Source organism: Mycolicibacterium neworleansense, from assembly GCF_001245615.1.
GTDB lineage: Bacteria > Actinomycetota > Actinomycetes > Mycobacteriales > Mycobacteriaceae > Mycobacterium > Mycobacterium neworleansense.
The window spans coordinates 440,444-456,958 of the sequence record NZ_CWKH01000002.1 but is presented as its reverse complement, the minus strand read 5'-3'; the positions used below and the strand labels follow the sequence as shown (position 1 = coordinate 456,958).

Genomic DNA, 16,515 nt, shown 5'->3' with positions numbered 1-16,515 from the left:
CTAAGAACCCTCTGGGCCCTACTCGTCGGTAAGGTTCACACGACCAGCACGTCCAGCGTGCGGGGTCCGTGGACGCCTTCTACCCGCTGGAGTTCGATGTCGCTGGTGGCGCTGGGGCCGGAGATGAAGGTCAGCGGCCGCGTGGGTGTCAGCTCGGCGAATGCCTGCGGCACGGTGTCGACGATCTGGTCAACCCGCACCACGCAGATGTGATGGTCGGGCACGAGCGTCAGTGCCCGCCGCCCCTGCCCGGGGCCGGCATCTAGCACGATCGTCCCAGTCGCGGCGATCCCGAGCGCGCATCCAGTCAGCACGGCGTCGGCTCGGTCGAGTTGCTCGACGTCCAGCGCCGGCGCGTCGGCGACGGCCGTCAGCCCGGCCACCCATTCGGGCGGCAGATCGACCGGGATGACCACGGTGGCCCGCGGGCCGACCAGTTCGAGGACGGTCGAGGCGATCGCGTCGGCCTCGACGCGGTGAACCCGGGCCCGGTACTCGGCGACCGTCTCGGCGAACCTCTCGACGTCGCCCGCGCCGGTGAGCGGCTCGCGGTGATAGTCGCGGGGCACCGCGACGGGCTGTGGCGGTGCGCACGCCAGGGCGGTGCGGACCCGGTTCAGCACCGCGGCCCGGGCCGCATCAGACGTCGGGCCGGTCACTGCCGGTCTCTCTCATGGGTCCGCTTCCACCATTGCCGGAACGTTTCGGCGGGAGGTTCGGGGATGTCGCGGCTGGCCGTCCACGCCGACGCCGGCCAGGGCAGCGCGGAGATGCGGTGATCGCGTCCGGCGATCAGCCGACCGGCACCCAGGGCGCGCTCGGCCAGTGAGAACCGGCCGGCGCCGGCCATTGCCCAGCCCGCGGCCTTCATCGCCAGATCCTGGCCACCCGGTAGTCCCCCTCTTTCTTGGTCCACCTGGGCACCGCGTAGGTGGACCAGGATCGACGGGATGTCGATGCGCACCGGGCAGGCTTCGAAGCACGCACCGCACAGCGACGACGCATACGGCAGGCTGGCGTTCGGGTCGTCGTGGCCGGTGATGCCGGTCAGCTGGGGGCTCAATATCGCCCCGATCGGTCCGGGATAGACGGAGCCGTAGGCGTGGCCGCCGGTGCGCTCGTAGACCGGGCAGACATTCAGGCAGGCGCTGCACCGGATGCAGTGCAACGCCGCGCGGCCCACCTCGTCGGCCAGCACGCGGGTCCGGCCGTTGTCGAGCAGGACCAGGTGGAATTCCTGCGGACCGTCGCCGGGATGCACCCCGGTCCACATCGAGGTGTACGGATTCATCCGTTCGGCCGTCGACGAGCGGGGCAGCAGCTGCATGAAGACCTCGAGATCGCCGAACGTCGGAACGATCTTCTCGATGCCCATCACCGTGATCAGCGTCTGCGGCAGTGTCAGGCACATCCGGCCGTTGCCCTCGGACTCCACCACCGCGAGCGTGCCCGTCTCGGCGATGCCGAAATTCGCGCCGCTGATCGCGACCTTGGCGGTGAGGAACTTGCGCCGCAGATGGGCCCGGGCCGCCATGGCCAGCACGCGGGGGTCGTCGGTGAGCTCACCGGCGTCGGTCATCTCGCGGGTGAAGATCTCCCGGATCTCGGCGCGGTTGCGGTGGATCGCCGGCACCAGGATGTGGCTGGGTTTGTCGTGGCCGAGCTGCACGATGAGCTCGGCCAGATCGGTCTCGAATGCGGCGATGCCCTGGGCTTCGAGGTACTCGTTGAGGCCGATCTCCTGGGTGGCCATCGACTTGACCTTGACCACCTCGTCGGAGCCCGCCGCGCGGATCAGGTCGGCGACGATGCGGTTGGCCTCGTCGCCGTCGCGGGCCCAGTGCACCACGCCGCCGCGCTTGGTGACGTTGTCCTCGAGTTGTTCCAGTAATTCGGGAAGCCGCGCCATCGCGTCCTGCTTGAGGGCGCTGCCCGCCGCACGCAACTGTTCCCAGTCGTCGCATTCCCGGATTGCGTTGAGCCGCTTGGTGCGAATGGTGTGGGTGGCATGCCCGATATTGCGGCGCAGCTGGGAGTCGGCCAGTGCTATGCGGGCGGCCTGCGGGAAGGGCGCGTCGCCACGCAGGTTGCCGACGCCGGGGGTACCCAGGAAGGTGGTCATCGGGTCGCCTCGGCCGCGAGGATCTCGGCCAGGTGCACGGTGCGTACCCCGGAGCGCAGCCGGCTCAGCCCGCCGCCGATGTGCATCAGGCACGATGAGTCCCCGGCGCTGCACACCTCGGCGTCGGTCTCGGCGATGTGGGCCATCTTGTCGGCCAGCATCGCCGTGGAGGTGTCGGAGTTCTTGATCGCGAAGGTTCCGCCGAAACCGCAACAGGATTCGGCCTCTGGCAACTCCACCAAGGTCAGGCCCCGCACGTTTCGTAACAGCCGCAGCGGCTTGTCACCCACCCCGAGCATGCGCAGCGAGTGGCAGGTCGGGTGATAGGTGACGCGGTGCGGATAGTAGGCGCCCACGTCGTCGACGCCGAGCACGTCGATCAGGAACTCGGACAGCTCGTAGGTCTTGGCCGCCAGATTCTCGGCGCGGGTGGCCAGGGCTTCGTCGCCGGCGCGTCGGGCCACCATCGCGTGCTGGTGACGAACCGACCCCACGCACGATCCCGACGGCGCGACCACCGCGTCGCAGTGCGCGGATTCGAAGGACTCGACGTGGTTGCGTACCAGCGCGGTGGCCTCTTTGAGATAGCCGGTATTGACATGCATTTGGCCGCAACAGGTTTGGCCGTGCGGAAAGACCACTTGATGGCCGAGGCGCTCGAGCACCTGCACCGTGGCGATCGCCGCAGGCGGGAACATCGCATCCGCCAGGCAGGTCGCGAACAGGGCGATTCGCATGCGCACTCCTGACCTCAGCCGCGCTTCCACTGCGCGCCGCGGTAGTTCTCCCACGGGTTGTAGTCGGCGAGCAATTCCTCTTGCGGCGGACGCTCGGCCTCGGGCACGTGCTCCAGGTTGATCCGCACCCGGTACCAGATGGAGCTCGGGCCGCGCATGCCGTCAAGCAGGACGTCGACAGGCTCCAGCCGCGCGGCGGCCGCGGGATAACGCCCGCGCCACACGTCCAGCGCCGCCATCGCCTCGTCCTTGGTCTTCGTCTTGGCGATCTCGATCAGCGGCATGGAAGAAACGCGCCTGCCGGCACCGCTTTGTCCGGCACCCTTGGGCGCCTTCTCGGCCGGACCGAGTTCCTTGGCCAGCGCCAGCAACGGGCCCAACTCGCCGACCGTGAGGTCCATGCCCTCCCACGGGTCGCCGATCTCGGCGAACCGGTCGGGCACGGTGGCCACCGTGAACGCCTCCGGCCGGCACCCGTCGACCTCGTCCCACCGCAGCGGGGTGGACACCCGGGCATCGGGGGTGGCCCGCACGGAATAGGCCGAGGCCACCGTCCGGTCCTTGGCGTTCTGGTTGAAGTCGACGAACACCCGGGAGCCGCGTTCTTCCTTCCACCAGCGCGCCGTCGCCAGGTCGGGAACACGTCGCTCCACCTCGCGGGCCACCGTCTCGGCGGCCAGGCGCACCTTGGTGAACGGCCACCGCGGGTGGATGCGGGCATAGATGTGGAAGCCACGCGATCCCGACGTCTTGGGCCACGCCGTCAGACCGTGTTCCTCCAGCACCTCGCGGGCGACATGGCCGACGGCCACGATCTGCGACCAGTCCACCCCGGGCATGGGGTCCAGGTCCACTCGCAGTTCGTCGGGATGGTCGAGATCCTCGGCCCGCACCGGGTGCGGATTCAGGTCGACGCACCCCACGTTCACCGCCCAGGCCAGGCCGGCGACATCGCGCAGAACCGCTTCCTTGGCCGACGTGCCGGACCGGTACTTGAGCTCGGCCACGTCCACATAGTCCGGCCGCTTCTCCGGCGCCCGTTTCTGAAAGATCGCCTCGGAGCTGATGCCCTTGACGAACCGCTTGAGGATCATCGGACGGCCGTAGACCCCGCGCAGGGCACCGTCGGCCACCGACCGGTAGTAATTGATCAGGTCCAGCTTGGTGACGTGCGCATCAGGGAAAACCACCTTGTCGGGGTTGCTGACGGCCACCTCAAGGCCGTCGATCTCCAGCGACAGTGCACCGGCCATGACCACATGCTAGTTACTGCCCATGGTGCGATAGGTGTCACTTATTGTTGCGACATGCCAAGTCTGTCTGATCTGCCGGCGAACCTGACCGCGAAGGCCAAGCAGTACGCGGAGCGGGGCGCGGCCGAATTGCACTACGCCCGCAAGATGTTCGAGGCGGGTGCGTTGCGGCTGGAACCGCCGCAGAACATCGTGGCCATGCTGGGTGACATCCGCACCTGGGGTGAGATCGGGATGATCCCCGCGCTGAACGCGCGTCGGCATCCCGACCGTCTGGCCGTCATCGACGACGAGGGCGAGTTCACGTTCGGTGAGCTCGACGCGGCGGCGCACGCGGTGGCTCACGAACTGCTCACGATGGGTGTCCGGGGCGGTGACGGGGTAGGGATCCTGGCCCGCAACCACCGCTGGTTCCTGGTCGCGCTGTACGGCGCGGCCCGGGTCGGCGCCCGGATCATCCTGCTGAACTCCGAGTTCTCGGGGCCGCAGATCAAAGAGGTCTCCGAGCGCGAGGGCGCCAAGGTGATCATCTACGACGACGAGTACACCGCCGCGGTGGGCCACGCCGACCCGGAGTTGGGCAAACTGCGGGCCCTGGGCGTCAACCCCGATTCCGACAAGCCGTCCGGCAGCACCGACGAGACCCTGGCCGACGTCATCGCGCGCGGCAATGGGCGTCCGGCGCCGAAGGCCGGCAAGCATCCGTCGATCATCATCCTGACCAGCGGCACCACCGGAACGCCCAAGGGCGCCAACCGGGCCGCCCCGCCGTCGCTGGCTCCGATCGGGGGAGTGCTGTCGCACGTCCCGTTCAAGGCCGGCGAGGTGACCGCACTTCCGGCGCCGATGTTCCATGCGCTCGGGTTCCTGCACGCCACCATCGCGATGATGCTGGGCACGACCCTGGTGCTGCGCCGGCGCTTCAAGCCCGCCACCGTGCTGGAGGATGTAGAGAAGCACCAGGTCACCGCCATGGTGGTGGTGCCGGTCATGCTCTCGCGAATGCTCGACCACCTCGAGCAGATGTCACCGAAGCCCAATCTCTCGTCACTGCGGATCGTGTTCGTCTCCGGATCCCAGCTGGGCGCCGAGCTGGCCTCGCGGGCGCTCAAGGACCTCGGGCCGGTCATCTACAACCTCTACGGATCGACCGAGATCGCCTTCGCGAGCATCGCCCGGCCCAAGGACCTGTCGATCAACCCGGCCACGGTGGGCCCGGTGGTCAAAGGCATCACCGTCAAGATCATCGACGACAACGGCAACGAGCTCCCGCAGGGGCAGGTCGGCCGCATCTTCGTGCGAAACACCTTCCCGTTCAAGGGATATACCGGAGGGGGCGGCAAACAGATCATCGACGGCATGCTGTCCTCCGGCGATGTCGGATACTTCGACGAGCACGGTCTGCTCTACGTCAGCGGCCGCGATGACGAGATGATCGTCTCCGGCGGGGAGAACGTCTTCCCGGCCGAGGTCGAGGATCTGATCAGCGGGCATCCCGACGTCATCGAGGCCACCGCACTTGGCGTCGAGGACAAGGAATGGGGTGCCCGGCTGAAGGCCTTCGTGGTGAAGGCCGAGGGCGCCAGCCTCGACGAGGACACGATCAAGACCTACGTCAAAGAGCACCTGGCCCGCTACAAGGTGCCACGTGAGGTGGTCTTCCTCGACGAGTTGCCGCGCAATCCCACGGGCAAGATCCTCAAGCGTGAGCTGCGCAACCTGGAATAGTTTGCTCGCATCGGTGGTAGTAGCTCCTTGTGAACATCGAACTGACCGGAAAGACCGCACTCGTCACCGGCTCGACCCAGGGCATCGGGCTGGCCATCGCCGAACAACTGGCCCGTAGCGGTGCGCGGGTGGCCGTCAACGGCCGCACGGCGGCCCGCGTCGACGAAGCCGTGGCGAAGCTGGGCGATTTCGACGTTCTGGGGGTGGCCGCCGACGTCTCGACCGAGGAGGGGACGGCAGAGTTGCTACGGCAGCTGCCCGACGTCGACATCCTGGTCAACAACCTCGGCATCTTCGGTGCTGTGCCGCCGCTGGAGATCACCGACGAGCAGTGGCGCACCTATTTCGACGTGAATGTCCTTGCCGCAGTGAGACTTATCCGCAGCTACCTGCCCGGGATGACCGAGCGGGGCTGGGGCCGGGCGATCCAGATCGCCAGTGACTCCGCGATCGTGACGCCGGCGGAGATGATCCACTACGGCGTATCCAAGACAGCGCTGCTCGCGGTGTCGCGTGGTTTCGCCAAGGAGGCCGCGGGCACCGGCGTGACCGTGAACTCGGTGATCGCCGGCCCGACCCACACCGCCGGTGTCGAGGACTTCGTCTACCAGCTCGTCGACAAGTCGCTGTCGTGGGATGACGCGCAGCGGGAGTTCATGCTCAAACACCGGCCGCAGTCGTTGATCCAGCGCCTGATCGAGCCCGAAGAGATCGCAAACATGGTGGCGTACTTGGCTTCTCCGCTGGCTTCGGCCACCACGGGTGGGGCGCTGCGGGTCGACGGCGGCTACGTCGACTCGATCTTGCCCTGACGTCAGCGCATCATCAGCGCGAAGACACCCCAACCGAGATACTCCCGCGTGTAGCGGGCGTAGCGCGCGGGCTCGGTGGTGAGCTCGGCGCGTACCTCGGGCGCCAGTTCGTCATCCGCGTTCTGATCGAGCCAGCGGCGCATGTTGAGCCACTGCGCCGCAGCGTATCGGTCCCAGCTGTCCTGATCGGCCAGCACCATTTCGACCACGTCGTAGCCCAGCTCGCCGAACTGCTCCAGCAGCTCGGGCAGCGGCCGGAAATCCGACAGTTCACCTGCGTGGCAGGCCCGCGCAGCCGCCTCGTCAGGCGGGGTCCGACGCCAGAAGGGCTCGCCGATCAGCATCACGCCTCCGGGCCGAAGGCTACGGCTGAGCAGCTCGGCTGTTCCGGCGACGCCGTCGCCGATCCAGGTGGCGCCGATGCAGGCGGCGAGATCGACCGGCTCGTCGGCGACGTGGCCGGCGGCGTCGCCGTGGATGAACTCCACCCGGTCGGCGACGCCGAGCTCGATGGCACGGGCGCGGGCCTGCTCGGTGAAAACCGTGCTGATGTCCACGCCGGCGCCCGTGAAGCCCAGGTCACGTGCCCAGGTGCACAACATCTCGCCCGAGCCGCTGGCCAGGTCGAGCACCCGTGTCCCGGGAGCCAGGTGGAGCGCCTGGCCGAGGGCGGCGTACTTGTCGGGAGTCAGCGGATTGTGGATGCGGTGGCTGCTCTCGCGGATGGTGAAGATACGGGGTAGGTCCATGACTGAATTCCTCTCGGTCATGTTCTGGTGGTAGGCAAGTGGTCGGCTGGAGGTCCCCGAAATTGGCTCCTGACAATAAGATTGGCGAACACCTACGTCGATCCCGGCGGCGGTCCCAGTAGTCACCGCGCCTACAAGGTACTAGCGCTGCTGTCTACGGGCCTCTTCTTTTTCGGATGATGGAGTGATCCCGCCCTGAGAAACTCAACCTCCGGCGGTGCCGCGAGAACGAACGTATTCTGCGGCCATGGGGTCGCAGAGCTTATCGGGAAAGGTCGCCGTGATCACCGGCGGTGCATCCGGCATCGGTGCGGCGCTCGCGGCAAGGCTGGCCGGCCAAGGCGCTGAGGTCTGGATAGCCGATCGACAGACGGACGCCGCGCGGGACCTGGCCGACCGGCTCGGGGCCAGTGGTGGAACAGCCCACTCGATCGAACTCGACGTGCGCGACTTCGCCTCGTTCGAGCGCGCGACCGCCACGATCGTGGAGCAGTCGGGCCGCATCGACTACCTGTTCAACAATGCGGGTATCGGGGTCGGCGGCGAGATCGACACGTACACGCTGGACGACTGGAACGAAGTCTTCGACGTGAACCTGCGTGGTGTGGTGCACGGCATCCAGGCGGTCTATCCGGTCATGATCCGGCAGCACAGTGGTCACATCGTGAACACCGCCTCGATGGCGGGCCTCATGACCGGCGCGGGCCAGGCGAGCTACTCCGCCACCAAGCACGCCGTCGTGGCCATCTCCCGGACCCTGCGGGTCGAAGCCGAGCGTCACAATGTGCTGGTTTCGGCGCTGTGCCCCGGAGTCATCCGGACACCGATCCTCAGCGGCGGCAAGTACGGCCGGCTCAAAGGCCCGGGGATCACCGATGAAGACTTCGTCAAGAAGGTGTGGGAGCCGTTGCGGCCCATGGATCCCGACGTTTTCGCCGACCGCGTGGTGCGGGCCGTGATGCGGGGTGACGCGATGATCATCGTGCCCGGGTGGTGGAAGCTGTTCTGGTACCTGGAGCGGCTGTCACCGCAGTTGTCGTTGCGCCTCGCGAAAAGGGCGCTCGACCGTAACCGCGCTGTACAAGCCGAACTCGACAAAGGTGCACTAGGCGAGCAGCGCTGAGCCTGGCACCGCCAGGCAGATCAACGACAACGCCAGGAGGAACCAGCCCGCACCCTGCCAGATCGGCCAGGTGTCCTCGGCTTTCCACACCTGATAGGTCCGGATGAACGCCCCGACTCCGCCGAAGAACATGATCGTTGGGACCAGCGTGGCCGAGAGCGTGGAACGGTCAAAGGCATAGAAGGCCAGGGCAACCCCGGCGACGGCAACCACCGCCACCACGTAACCCACCGCCGATCGGAACATCTGCGGGTTGTGCCAACGCTTTTCGACGTCGTCTTCGTCGCTGCCCATATCGTCCGTTCACATCGTCACGGTGGCCCGTTGATGTACCAGGCCAGGCAACCCGGCCTGTCCCGGCACGCGATGATGGCACCGGCGTCAGGCGCCGACCCGCGAATCCGGGGCGGCCGGGGCTGCAGATTGCAGTTCACCACGTACGGGTTCCACGGAATGACCCCGTTTACACATGGTTGAGCCTGGATTTCGGTGGGCGCCGGAGAGCTCTGGCCCCACACAGCGGTCGGAGCGATGACGACCGACAGCGCCGCCGCGCCCAGCAGTACCGGGCGCAGAATACGTAGTCGTGACGGGCTCATCATTGAGTGTCAACCGTTTCTGGTGGCTGCCTATTTCAACGGTAGCACTCGAGTTGACCGGCGAGCAGGTCAGTTCGTCGCTCGGCTTCGGGAAGCCCGGGCGGCCTAGGACCAAGCAGCCCAGTCGGCCTTCCGGATCATGCAGTGCACGCCCTTGACCGCATCAACCACCTGGCTCACCTCGAAGTCGCCGGCCGCCGACAGGTACGCGAAGGCGACGTCGCGCGGGACACCGAGCCGAGTGTTGAGAAACGTGACGGCATTTCGGACGGCGATGCGCATCGCCTCGTCAAGGTCGGCGTCCATACCGGTAGGGATCCAGTGCGTCGCGGTTTCCACAACCGGATTCGTGACGGCCCCTATCGCTGCGCGGGCATCGTCGGATTTCAGAATGGTCAGTCGCACGGTTGCCCGAAGGGGTGCCTCAAGTGCGGTCAGCGCGACCTCGCCATTGCCCTGGGCGAAATGCGGATCACCGGTGAAGAAGCCGGCCCCCTCGACCTGCACGGGTAGGTAGAGCGTCGAGCCTGACACAACGTGCTTGATGTCGATATTGCCGCCGTGGTCCCCGGGCGGCACCGATGGCACGGGGTCCTCGGTTGCCGAGGCGACTCCCATGATGCCGAGGAACGGGTTGATCGGAAATCGCACGGTGCGGCATGCTGCCGTTGCCCGCCGACAGCATGCCGTAACGCTTCCCATGGTGCTTCTCGACCCAGCTGAAGTGACTGATGGTGCCCATGGAGACGATCTGGTCGACCGCGCGCACCGGCTCGGAGTCCGGAAACTCGGGGAACTCCCCGACGAGGGCACCGTAGCCGTGCCGGCTGCTGATGAAGCCGTAAGGGACACGCATCGCGAGATCGAGGATGTCAACCTTGAGGACGTCGCCGGGTAGTGCGTCGCCGACATGGATGGGTCCGGTGACGATGTGCGGGCCACATGTGTCGTCATGGGCGAGGGGGCTTGCCGCAATGTCGATGACATCCTTGAGGACATTCTGGACGCCGAACTGTGCGAAGTACGAAACAGGGTCTCGTCCTTGGTCCTCGAGGATGCCCTCATGGCTGACGGTATCGATCGTCACCGTCTCACCGGATGCCACCGAAAGCACGGGCTTTGTCCGCGCGTTGGGAAGCCATCCCCAGAGCACATCGTCGGGATGTGATTGCAGGTAGTGCTCACCACCGATGTGGCCTTCGCCTGGGTGAAGGGTGGGGAAGATCATGGTGCCTCCATGGGTGCCGGTGGGGGATTGGACGATGTCTGGCACAGTCCGACGATGAGATCGATCTCGACGACCGCTCCCACCGCAAGGCCGGTAACCCCGACACAGGTGCGGCTGGGTAGCGGACCGGTGAACCACGTGACGTATTCGGCGTTGAACTTGTCAAAGTCGTCGAAGTCGGTGAGATAGACGCGCACCATCAGCGCGTCGTCGAGCGTGGCGTCGAACTGGGCGAGTACTGCCGAGAGGTTGGCCATGACTCGGTTGGCCTGGCGGGCTACACCGCCGTCGACGAGCATGCCGGTGGCGGGATCGGTGGGCATCTGGCCCGTCACGTACAGGGTGTCGCCCCATCGGGTTGCGTGGGCGAACGGCCCGACCTGTGGTGGAATTCCTTCGGTGGCAGTGAAACTGAAGCTCTGTTTTGAGATCACGCGTCCGCCAGATGCATCGCGTTGACGAAGCGGGCGGTCACCGGGTGCTGCGGCCGGGTGATCACCTGGTCGGCGGTGCCTTCTTCGACAACGACTCCGCCGGCCATGAAGACCACCCGGTCTGCGACCTCAAGAGCGAACCGCAACTGGTGGGTCGCGATGATCATCGTGAGGCCGTGATGGTGGGCAAGACCGCGGATGACGCCGAGGACCTCCGCGACGAGTTCGGGGTCGAGCGCACTTGTCGGCTCATCGAGTAGGAGGATTCTGGGCCGCGCGGCCAGTGCGCGCGCGATTCCGACCCGCTGCTGCTGCCCGCCGGACAACCGGTGCGGCAGGGCGCCGGCCTTGTCCGCGAGCCCAACCTGTGAGAGGAGCAGATCAGCACGCTCGGCTGCTTCCTCCTTGCTCAGGCGTTGGATCCAGCGCAGCGGCGCGGCGATGTTCTCCCTCACCGTCATGTGTTTGAACAGATTGAAATGCTGAAAGACCATGCCGATCCCGGCGGCGATTCGAGCCTGCGCGATCTGTCCCTCGGGAAGCGGGGTGCCCGACTGGCTGTAGCCGACCGTCTGCCCGGCGATGCGAACCGATCCGGAATCGATCGACTCGAGGTGGTTGATCGTGCGTAGCAGAGTGCTCTTTCCGGATCCGCTCGGCCCGAGGAGCGCAATGACCTCGCCCTGTCGTACCGACACGGTGATGCCGTTGAGCACCTGATTCTCGCCGTAGGCCTTGTGGAGGTCGCGGATCTCGAGAATGGTGTCCCCGATGTCCTGGCGTCCGGCAGGCACCGGGACGGCGGTCACCGAGTCCGGCAGTGGGGCCGACGTGCTGACCCGGCGCCGCAACCCCAGTCGCGACAACAGTGATCGGCGATCGCGGTCCAGGTTGAGCGCGTCCTCGAGAATCAACTGGATGACGCTGAGCACGGCGGTGAGCGCGAGATACATGACGGCGGTCGCGAAGTAGATCGAGAAATAGTCGAAGGTGGCCGAGGCGAGCTGTTGCGTTCGCAGGGTGAGCTCTGGAACCGCGATAACCGAAGCCAGCGCGCTGTTTTTCATCGTGGAGACGAACTCGTTTCCCAGGGCCGGAATCATCGACCGGAATGCCTGAGGCGCTATCACCCGACGCATGAGCTTGCGGGGTTCGAGGCCCAGAGCGCGTCCGGCGAGCGATTGCCCCGGGTCGACGCCCTTGATTCCCGAGCGCAGGATCTCGGAGACGAACACCGCTTCGTTCATCGCGAGTGCCACCGATCCGGCGGCCAAGGGCGGCAGGGTGATCCCGATGTGGGGTAGCGCGGTGAAGACGAAGACGAGCTGCAGGATCAGGGGAGTGCCGCGGTAGATGACGACATAGGTACGGCCCAGCGCCGTGAGCGTCCGCGATCTGGTGAGTTGCAGCGCGGCCAGGAGTGCGCCGAGCACGATACCGCCGCCGAAACCGTACAACGTGAGCTGGAGCGTGAACAGCATGCCGTCGAGCAGCCACGGCAGCGTCAGATAGTGCAGGAATTTGTCCATGAGTTCACCTCGCCTCGGGCGATATGCATTGGATTGCCGTGGTTTTGGCCAGCATGTCAACCGACGCTGAGGATCGTCGGTTCGGCGATCGCGTTCTCCGTCAGCTTCCATTTGGCGGCAAGCTCGTCCTGTAGGCCGCTCGACTGGACCTCGGTGAGTGCCATCTGGATGGCGTCGCGGAATTCGTGCTTACCCTGTGGCACCCCGATACCGATCGTGTAGTCGAGCATCACGGTTTCGGCTGAGTCGAGCTTGTCTGGATGGGCCGCAACGAATCCATTGACCGTGTTGATGTCATTCATGTACGCGTCCGCACGGCCGGCCAGGACCGCTTGTGTGCAGTCGGCGCTTGAGTCGAACAAGCTTACGGTCGGCGCCTTCAGTCCGGCCGCAGTGCATTCGGGGCCCACGGCTTCGACGAGAGGAACTTCTACATATCCCTTGTTGAGCCCGACAGTGAGCCCGCACAGCGAGGTGTCGATACCCGTGATCTTCTTCGGATTGCCCTTCGCCACCAGGATCCCGTCGAATACCTTTGAGTAGCTGATGAAGTCGACACCTCCGGCAGCACGTTCCTTCGTCGCGTAGAGGTTGGAGATGATCCAGTCGGCTTGGCCGCTGGCGACCGTGGGAATGAGTTCGGAGAACCCGACGGGGATGTAGTCGTTGTCGAAGCCCAGGCACGCGCCGAGTGCGTTCCCGAGGTCGATATCGAAACCCTGGTATTCACTGGGGTTTTCCGGATTCACCGTTTCGTATCCGGGCGTGTACGGGTTTATCGCGTTAGTGAGGGTCTTGCCGTTGAGGTCGGGATTCTTGGCACGCAGATCGGTGCAAGTTGCGGACGAGGCCAGCTCGGCGTACTCACTGGATTCTTCTGTGGTTGCTGCTTCGGTCGACGACGCACATCCAGCGAGTCCGGCGCCGACGACAACGGCGAGAAATGCAGTGCAGCGCGAGCTTTTCATGGCAGGTCCTATTCACTGGCGCGGAAGGAGCGGGGGCGGTCATGGCCGGATGGTCCGGCCAAGTGATACTGAAATTAGGTGGCCACCAACGGCGCAGCATGCCGGGAACGTGTCTCGTAACACGAGTAACAAACTGTTATTCCGCCGGAAACGGCTAGCGTCGGTTTTTGGACTGCTTGGCCCGACCATCGGACCTATCTTGGGTCTTGAACAGGGAGGCAGAACCGACTTGAACGCACCTGCACGCGGATCGATCCCGCCGATGATTCAGCGACCACAAAGCGTATCGGTCGCGCTTGCAGCACATTTCGAGCGCCTCATCGCTACCGGTGAGATCTCGCCCGGAACCAGACTGCCGTCGGAACGTGAGCTTGCGGCGTCGATGTCAGTATCGCGATCTTCACTTCGCGAGGCCATGCACGAACTTGAGTCCAAGCGTCTGGTCTCGCGTGTCCGGGGTCGCGGAACCATCGTGTTGTCGCCGACGGCGAGTGTCGACGAGCTGCTTGCAATCACGGGCGGAGTGACAGAACAAGAGCATGCGGCCGAATTGCGTTCTGTCATCGAGCCGTCGATCGCCGAACTCGCGGCACACCGGGCAACATCGGCAAACCTGCTGCAGCTGGGCGATGTACTCGACAAGTCGCACGAGAATCTCTTGCAGGCAGAGTCACTTCGCCTCGACGTCGAATTTCATCTGCTGCTGGCGCACGCGGCGCAGAACCCACTTCTTACCGCACTGCAGACCATGGCCAGCGAGTGGACCGGTGAAGTGCGTAAGCACTCGCACTCCACGAGATACGGGCGCTGCGCATCGGTTCGTGGACATAAGGAGATCTTCGATGCGGTTCGGGCTCACGACGGTCCCGCCGCGCGCCGGGCCATGGAAGACCATCTGCTCGACGTACGCGAACTCGTCGCCAAGGCAACGCGTGCCTGAGTTGCCTGGCGACAGCGATCGGGGTTACGGATCGCGCGGCAGGCCGAGGAGTCGTTCGGCGATGATGTTGAGCTGAACTTCGCTCGTGCCGCCGTAGATCGTGGTGGCCCGGCTGGCCAACAGGTACTCGGCCCAGCGGCCGAACTCCTGCTCGGGATCACCGACGGCACCGTCGGTGCCGAAGGAGGCCACGGCGAACTCGGCGTAACCCTGGCCGGTCTTCATCGACAGCAGCTTGGAGATCGCCGCGGCGGGCATGGCATCGCCACCGGCCAACGTGAGCAGGGTGGATCGCAGGTTGAGCACCTTGGCGGCGTGGCCTTCGGCGATCAACTGGCCGGCGTGGTTCTGCTCGATCTGGTCGAACTGCCCGTCACGCAGGAACTCCACGAACTGGTCGACGTTGGCCAGGAACGGCGGCTCGCTGCTGCCGATCGACACCCGCTCGTTGGTGAGTGTGTTGCGGCTGACCTCCCAGCCACGGTCGACCTCCCCGAGCACCATGTCATCGGGCACGAAAACGTCGTCGATGAACACGGTGTTGAACATCGCGTTGCCGGTCAACTCGCGCAGCGGCTTCACCTCGACGCCCGGAGACTTCATGTCCAGCAGGAAGTACGTGATGCCATTGTGTTTCGGAGCGTCGGAATTCGTCCGTGCCAGCAGCGCGCCCCAGGCCGAGAACTGTGCACCCGTCGTCCAGATCTTCTGTCCGGTGATGCGCCAGCCACCGTCGACCTTGGTGGCCTTGGTGGTCAGGCTGGCCAGGTCCGACCCCGCACCCGGCTCGGAAAACAGCTGGCACCAGATCATCTCGCCGCGGAACGTCGGCGGAAGGAAGCGCTGCTTCTGCTCGTCGGTGCCGAACGCCACGATCGACGGGATGATCCAGGAGGCGATGCCCATCTGCGGGCGCCGCACGCGGCCGGTGCTGAACTCCTGGGCGATGATGATCTGCTCGATCGGCTCCGAAGCACGGCCCCATGGCTTGGGCAGGTGCGGCTGCACCCAGCCGCCCTCGGCGATGGCGGTGTTGCGCTCGGCGCCACTCGGAATCGCCTTCAGCCCAGCGACTTCCGCACGGATCTCGTCACGCAGCTTCTCGGTGTCGGGATCCAGGTCGATGTCGACGGGGCGCATGCCGGTGGAGGTCGAGGTATCGACCACTGCCTGCGGGTAATCCGAGGTCCGGCCGAAGCACGCGGCCAGCACCAGGGCACGCCGGTAGTAGACGTTGGTGTCGTGCTCCCAGGTGAATCCGATGCCACCGTGCACCTGGATGCAGTCCTGAGTGGTGTGCTGCGCGGCGGCCGGTGCCAGGGTGGCGGCCACCGCGGCGGCGAATTCGAAATGGGTCTGGGCCGACGGGTCTTGCTGGGTCTCGTCGAGTGCACGGGCCGCGTCCCAGACGGCGGCGGTGGCCCGCTCGGTCTCGGCGATCATCCCGGCGCACTTGTGCTTGATCGCCTGGAACTGGCCGATCGGCCGGCCGAACTGCTCGCGGATCTTGGCGTAGGCGGTGGCGGTGTCGGTGGCCCAGCGGGCGACACCGATCGCCTCGGCTGACAGCAGGGTGGTGATCAACGCGCGGGCGTGGGCGCGACTGAGGCTGGACAACACCCGATCACCGGTCACCTCGGTGGCGTTGGCCCGCACGTGGGCCAGCGGGCGTAGGGGATCGACGCTCTGCACCGGCTCGATCTCCAGCTGGGCGGCGTCCAGCACCACCCACTGGACACCGGACTCGATCGCGACGGGAAGCACCAGAACCGAGGCCTGTGCCGCGGCGGGCACCGCGCGTGCCTCGCCGCGGATGACCAGGCCGTCGCCGTGCCGGGTGGCGGTCAGGCCGGAGTCGATGGCGTAGGCGGCGATGGTCTCACCCGTGGCCAGGCCACCAAGGACCTTGGCTTCGGGATTGTCGGCCGAGATCAGCGCGCCGGCGATCGCCGACGGGACGAAGGGGCCGGGCACGGCGCCGTAGCCGAACTCGGCCAACGTGATGGCCAGCTCGAGGATTCCGAAGCCTTGCCCACCAACGGATTCCGAGAGGTGGACGCCCTGCAGGCCCTGCTCGGCCGCGGCTTTCCAGTAGGGCGGCGGGTTGGGGATGGGCGTCTCGAGCGCCTCGTGGAGCACCTCCGACGGCGCCACCCGCGCTACCAGGGACCGAACAGAATCGGCCAGATCGCTGTGCTCAGACGTGATCGCAATAGGCATGCGGTTCCTCCATCCGGGGCATATCTCTATTAACCGGTCGGTTGGGCCGAGGGTACCCCGACGTGATCGCCGC

General features: G+C 66.0%; 16 protein-coding genes. 4 read left to right on the top strand and 12 right to left on the bottom strand.

Translation table 11 applies throughout. The features are described from left to right. Positions 1–35: 35 nt before the first annotated feature. The 4 genes from BN2156_RS17870 to ligD are packed head-to-tail and all read right to left on the bottom strand — an operon-like array spanning position 36 to position 4,112. The gene (locus BN2156_RS17870) at positions 36–659 is read right to left on the bottom strand and encodes a LutC/YkgG family protein (RefSeq protein WP_235625391.1); all 624 of its coding nucleotides are present in this window, start codon (positions 657–659) and stop codon (positions 36–38) included. Beyond that, on the bottom strand, positions 656–2,122 hold the full coding sequence (locus BN2156_RS17865; protein ID WP_090516348.1) for a LutB/LldF family L-lactate oxidation iron-sulfur protein: 1,467 nt from the start codon (positions 2,120–2,122) through the stop codon (positions 656–658). Before BN2156_RS17865 ends, BN2156_RS17870 begins: the two co-directional genes overlap by 4 nt. Continuing rightward, positions 2,119–2,859, bottom strand: coding sequence for a (Fe-S)-binding protein (locus tag BN2156_RS17860; protein WP_090516347.1), 741 nt, complete (start codon positions 2,857–2,859; stop codon positions 2,119–2,121). Before BN2156_RS17860 ends, BN2156_RS17865 begins: the two co-directional genes overlap by 4 nt. A gap of 14 nt (positions 2,860–2,873) precedes the next feature. Continuing rightward, positions 2,874–4,112, bottom strand: a complete 1,239-nt coding sequence (gene ligD, locus BN2156_RS17855; RefSeq protein WP_090517457.1) for a non-homologous end-joining DNA ligase — start codon at positions 4,110–4,112, stop codon at positions 2,874–2,876. Between the two features lie 54 nt (positions 4,113–4,166). Here ligD and fadD2 point away from each other — a divergent pair, with 54 nt between their 5' ends. Together fadD2 and BN2156_RS17845 are read left to right on the top strand one after the other, a co-directional pair. Continuing rightward, positions 4,167–5,840, top strand: coding sequence for a long-chain-fatty-acid--CoA ligase FadD2 (fadD2, locus tag BN2156_RS17850; RefSeq protein ID WP_162490884.1), 1,674 nt, complete (start codon positions 4,167–4,169; stop codon positions 5,838–5,840). A 29-nt stretch (positions 5,841–5,869) separates the two neighbouring features. After that, a complete protein-coding gene (locus BN2156_RS17845) occupies positions 5,870–6,652 on the top strand; it encodes an SDR family NAD(P)-dependent oxidoreductase (protein WP_090516346.1) in 783 nt (260 codons plus the stop codon). Between the two features lie 2 nt (positions 6,653–6,654). On the opposite strand, the gene BN2156_RS17840 is transcribed toward BN2156_RS17845, so the two are convergent. Then, on the bottom strand, positions 6,655–7,401 hold the full coding sequence (locus BN2156_RS17840) for a methyltransferase domain-containing protein (protein ID WP_090516345.1): 747 nt from the start codon (positions 7,399–7,401) through the stop codon (positions 6,655–6,657). A 247-nt stretch (positions 7,402–7,648) separates the two neighbouring features. On the opposite strand from BN2156_RS17840, the gene BN2156_RS17835 reads away from it, so the two are divergent. Next, positions 7,649–8,524 carry an SDR family NAD(P)-dependent oxidoreductase gene (locus BN2156_RS17835; RefSeq protein ID WP_090516344.1) on the top strand — a complete coding sequence of 292 codons (876 nt, stop codon included), beginning with the start codon at positions 7,649–7,651 and terminating at the stop codon, positions 8,522–8,524. Here BN2156_RS17835 and BN2156_RS17830 read toward each other — a convergent pair. The 6 genes from BN2156_RS17830 to BN2156_RS17805 all read right to left on the bottom strand — a co-directional run bounded on the left by BN2156_RS17830 (position 8,507) and on the right by BN2156_RS17805 (position 13,282). Continuing rightward, positions 8,507–8,818, bottom strand: coding sequence for a hypothetical protein (locus tag BN2156_RS17830; RefSeq protein ID WP_090516343.1), 312 nt, complete (start codon positions 8,816–8,818; stop codon positions 8,507–8,509). The genes BN2156_RS17835 and BN2156_RS17830 overlap by 18 nt on opposite strands. 410 nt (positions 8,819–9,228) lie before the next feature. Continuing rightward, complete coding sequence (locus BN2156_RS31025) at positions 9,229–9,657, bottom strand: acetamidase/formamidase family protein (protein ID WP_235625390.1); 429 nt, start codon at positions 9,655–9,657, stop codon at positions 9,229–9,231. After that, positions 9,596–10,351, bottom strand: coding sequence for an acetamidase/formamidase family protein (locus BN2156_RS17820; protein ID WP_210436666.1), 756 nt, complete (start codon positions 10,349–10,351; stop codon positions 9,596–9,598). The genes BN2156_RS31025 and BN2156_RS17820 overlap by 62 nt, the downstream gene beginning before the upstream one ends. Then, positions 10,348–10,785 carry a RidA family protein gene (locus BN2156_RS17815; protein WP_210436665.1) on the bottom strand — a complete coding sequence of 146 codons (438 nt, stop codon included), beginning with the start codon at positions 10,783–10,785 and terminating at the stop codon, positions 10,348–10,350. The genes BN2156_RS17820 and BN2156_RS17815 overlap by 4 nt, the downstream gene beginning before the upstream one ends. Beyond that, positions 10,782–12,314: an amino acid ABC transporter permease/ATP-binding protein gene (locus tag BN2156_RS17810; RefSeq protein WP_090516342.1), complete on the bottom strand. Its 1,533-nt coding sequence runs from the start codon at positions 12,312–12,314 to the stop codon at positions 10,782–10,784. Before BN2156_RS17810 ends, BN2156_RS17815 begins: the two co-directional genes overlap by 4 nt. 56 nt (positions 12,315–12,370) lie before the next feature. Continuing rightward, positions 12,371–13,282, bottom strand: coding sequence for an ABC transporter substrate-binding protein (locus tag BN2156_RS17805; protein WP_090516341.1), 912 nt, complete (start codon positions 13,280–13,282; stop codon positions 12,371–12,373). 199 nt (positions 13,283–13,481) lie between these two features. Between BN2156_RS17805 and BN2156_RS17800 the strand changes: the two genes are divergently transcribed. Then, positions 13,482–14,222 (top strand): FadR/GntR family transcriptional regulator, encoded by a 741-nt coding sequence (locus tag BN2156_RS17800; protein ID WP_235625389.1) that lies wholly within the window; start codon positions 13,482–13,484, stop codon positions 14,220–14,222. 24 nt (positions 14,223–14,246) lie between these two features. Here BN2156_RS17800 and BN2156_RS17795 read toward each other — a convergent pair whose 3' ends face one another. Then, positions 14,247–16,442 carry an acyl-CoA dehydrogenase family protein gene (locus BN2156_RS17795; protein ID WP_090516339.1) on the bottom strand — a complete coding sequence of 732 codons (2,196 nt, stop codon included), beginning with the start codon at positions 16,440–16,442 and terminating at the stop codon, positions 14,247–14,249. Between the last annotated feature and the right edge of the window lie 73 nt (positions 16,443–16,515).

Bases quoted from the DNA above. Each gene is read 5' to 3' on its own strand.
- BN2156_RS17865 (WP_090516348.1), bottom strand. From the start codon at position 2,122: ATGACCACCTTCCTGGGTACCCCCGGCGTCGGCAACCTGCGTGGCGAC.
- BN2156_RS17860 (WP_090516347.1), bottom strand. From the start codon at position 2,859: ATGCGAATCGCCCTGTTCGCGACCTGCCTGGCGGATGCGATGTTCCCG.
- ligD (WP_090517457.1), bottom strand. From the start codon at position 4,112: ATGGCCGGTGCACTGTCGCTGGAGATCGACGGCCTTGAGGTGGCCGTC.
- fadD2 (WP_162490884.1), top strand. From the start codon at position 4,167: ATGCCAAGTCTGTCTGATCTGCCGGCGAACCTGACCGCGAAGGCCAAG.
- BN2156_RS17840 (WP_090516345.1), bottom strand. From the start codon at position 7,401: ATGGACCTACCCCGTATCTTCACCATCCGCGAGAGCAGCCACCGCATC.
- BN2156_RS17835 (WP_090516344.1), top strand. From the start codon at position 7,649: ATGGGGTCGCAGAGCTTATCGGGAAAGGTCGCCGTGATCACCGGCGGT.
- BN2156_RS17830 (WP_090516343.1), bottom strand. From the start codon at position 8,818: ATGGGCAGCGACGAAGACGACGTCGAAAAGCGTTGGCACAACCCGCAG.
- BN2156_RS17820 (WP_210436666.1), bottom strand. From the start codon at position 10,351: ATGATCTTCCCCACCCTTCACCCAGGCGAAGGCCACATCGGTGGTGAG.
- BN2156_RS17810 (WP_090516342.1), bottom strand. From the start codon at position 12,314: ATGGACAAATTCCTGCACTATCTGACGCTGCCGTGGCTGCTCGACGGC.
- BN2156_RS17805 (WP_090516341.1), bottom strand. From the start codon at position 13,282: ATGAAAAGCTCGCGCTGCACTGCATTTCTCGCCGTTGTCGTCGGCGCC.
- BN2156_RS17795 (WP_090516339.1), bottom strand. From the start codon at position 16,442: ATGCCTATTGCGATCACGTCTGAGCACAGCGATCTGGCCGATTCTGTT.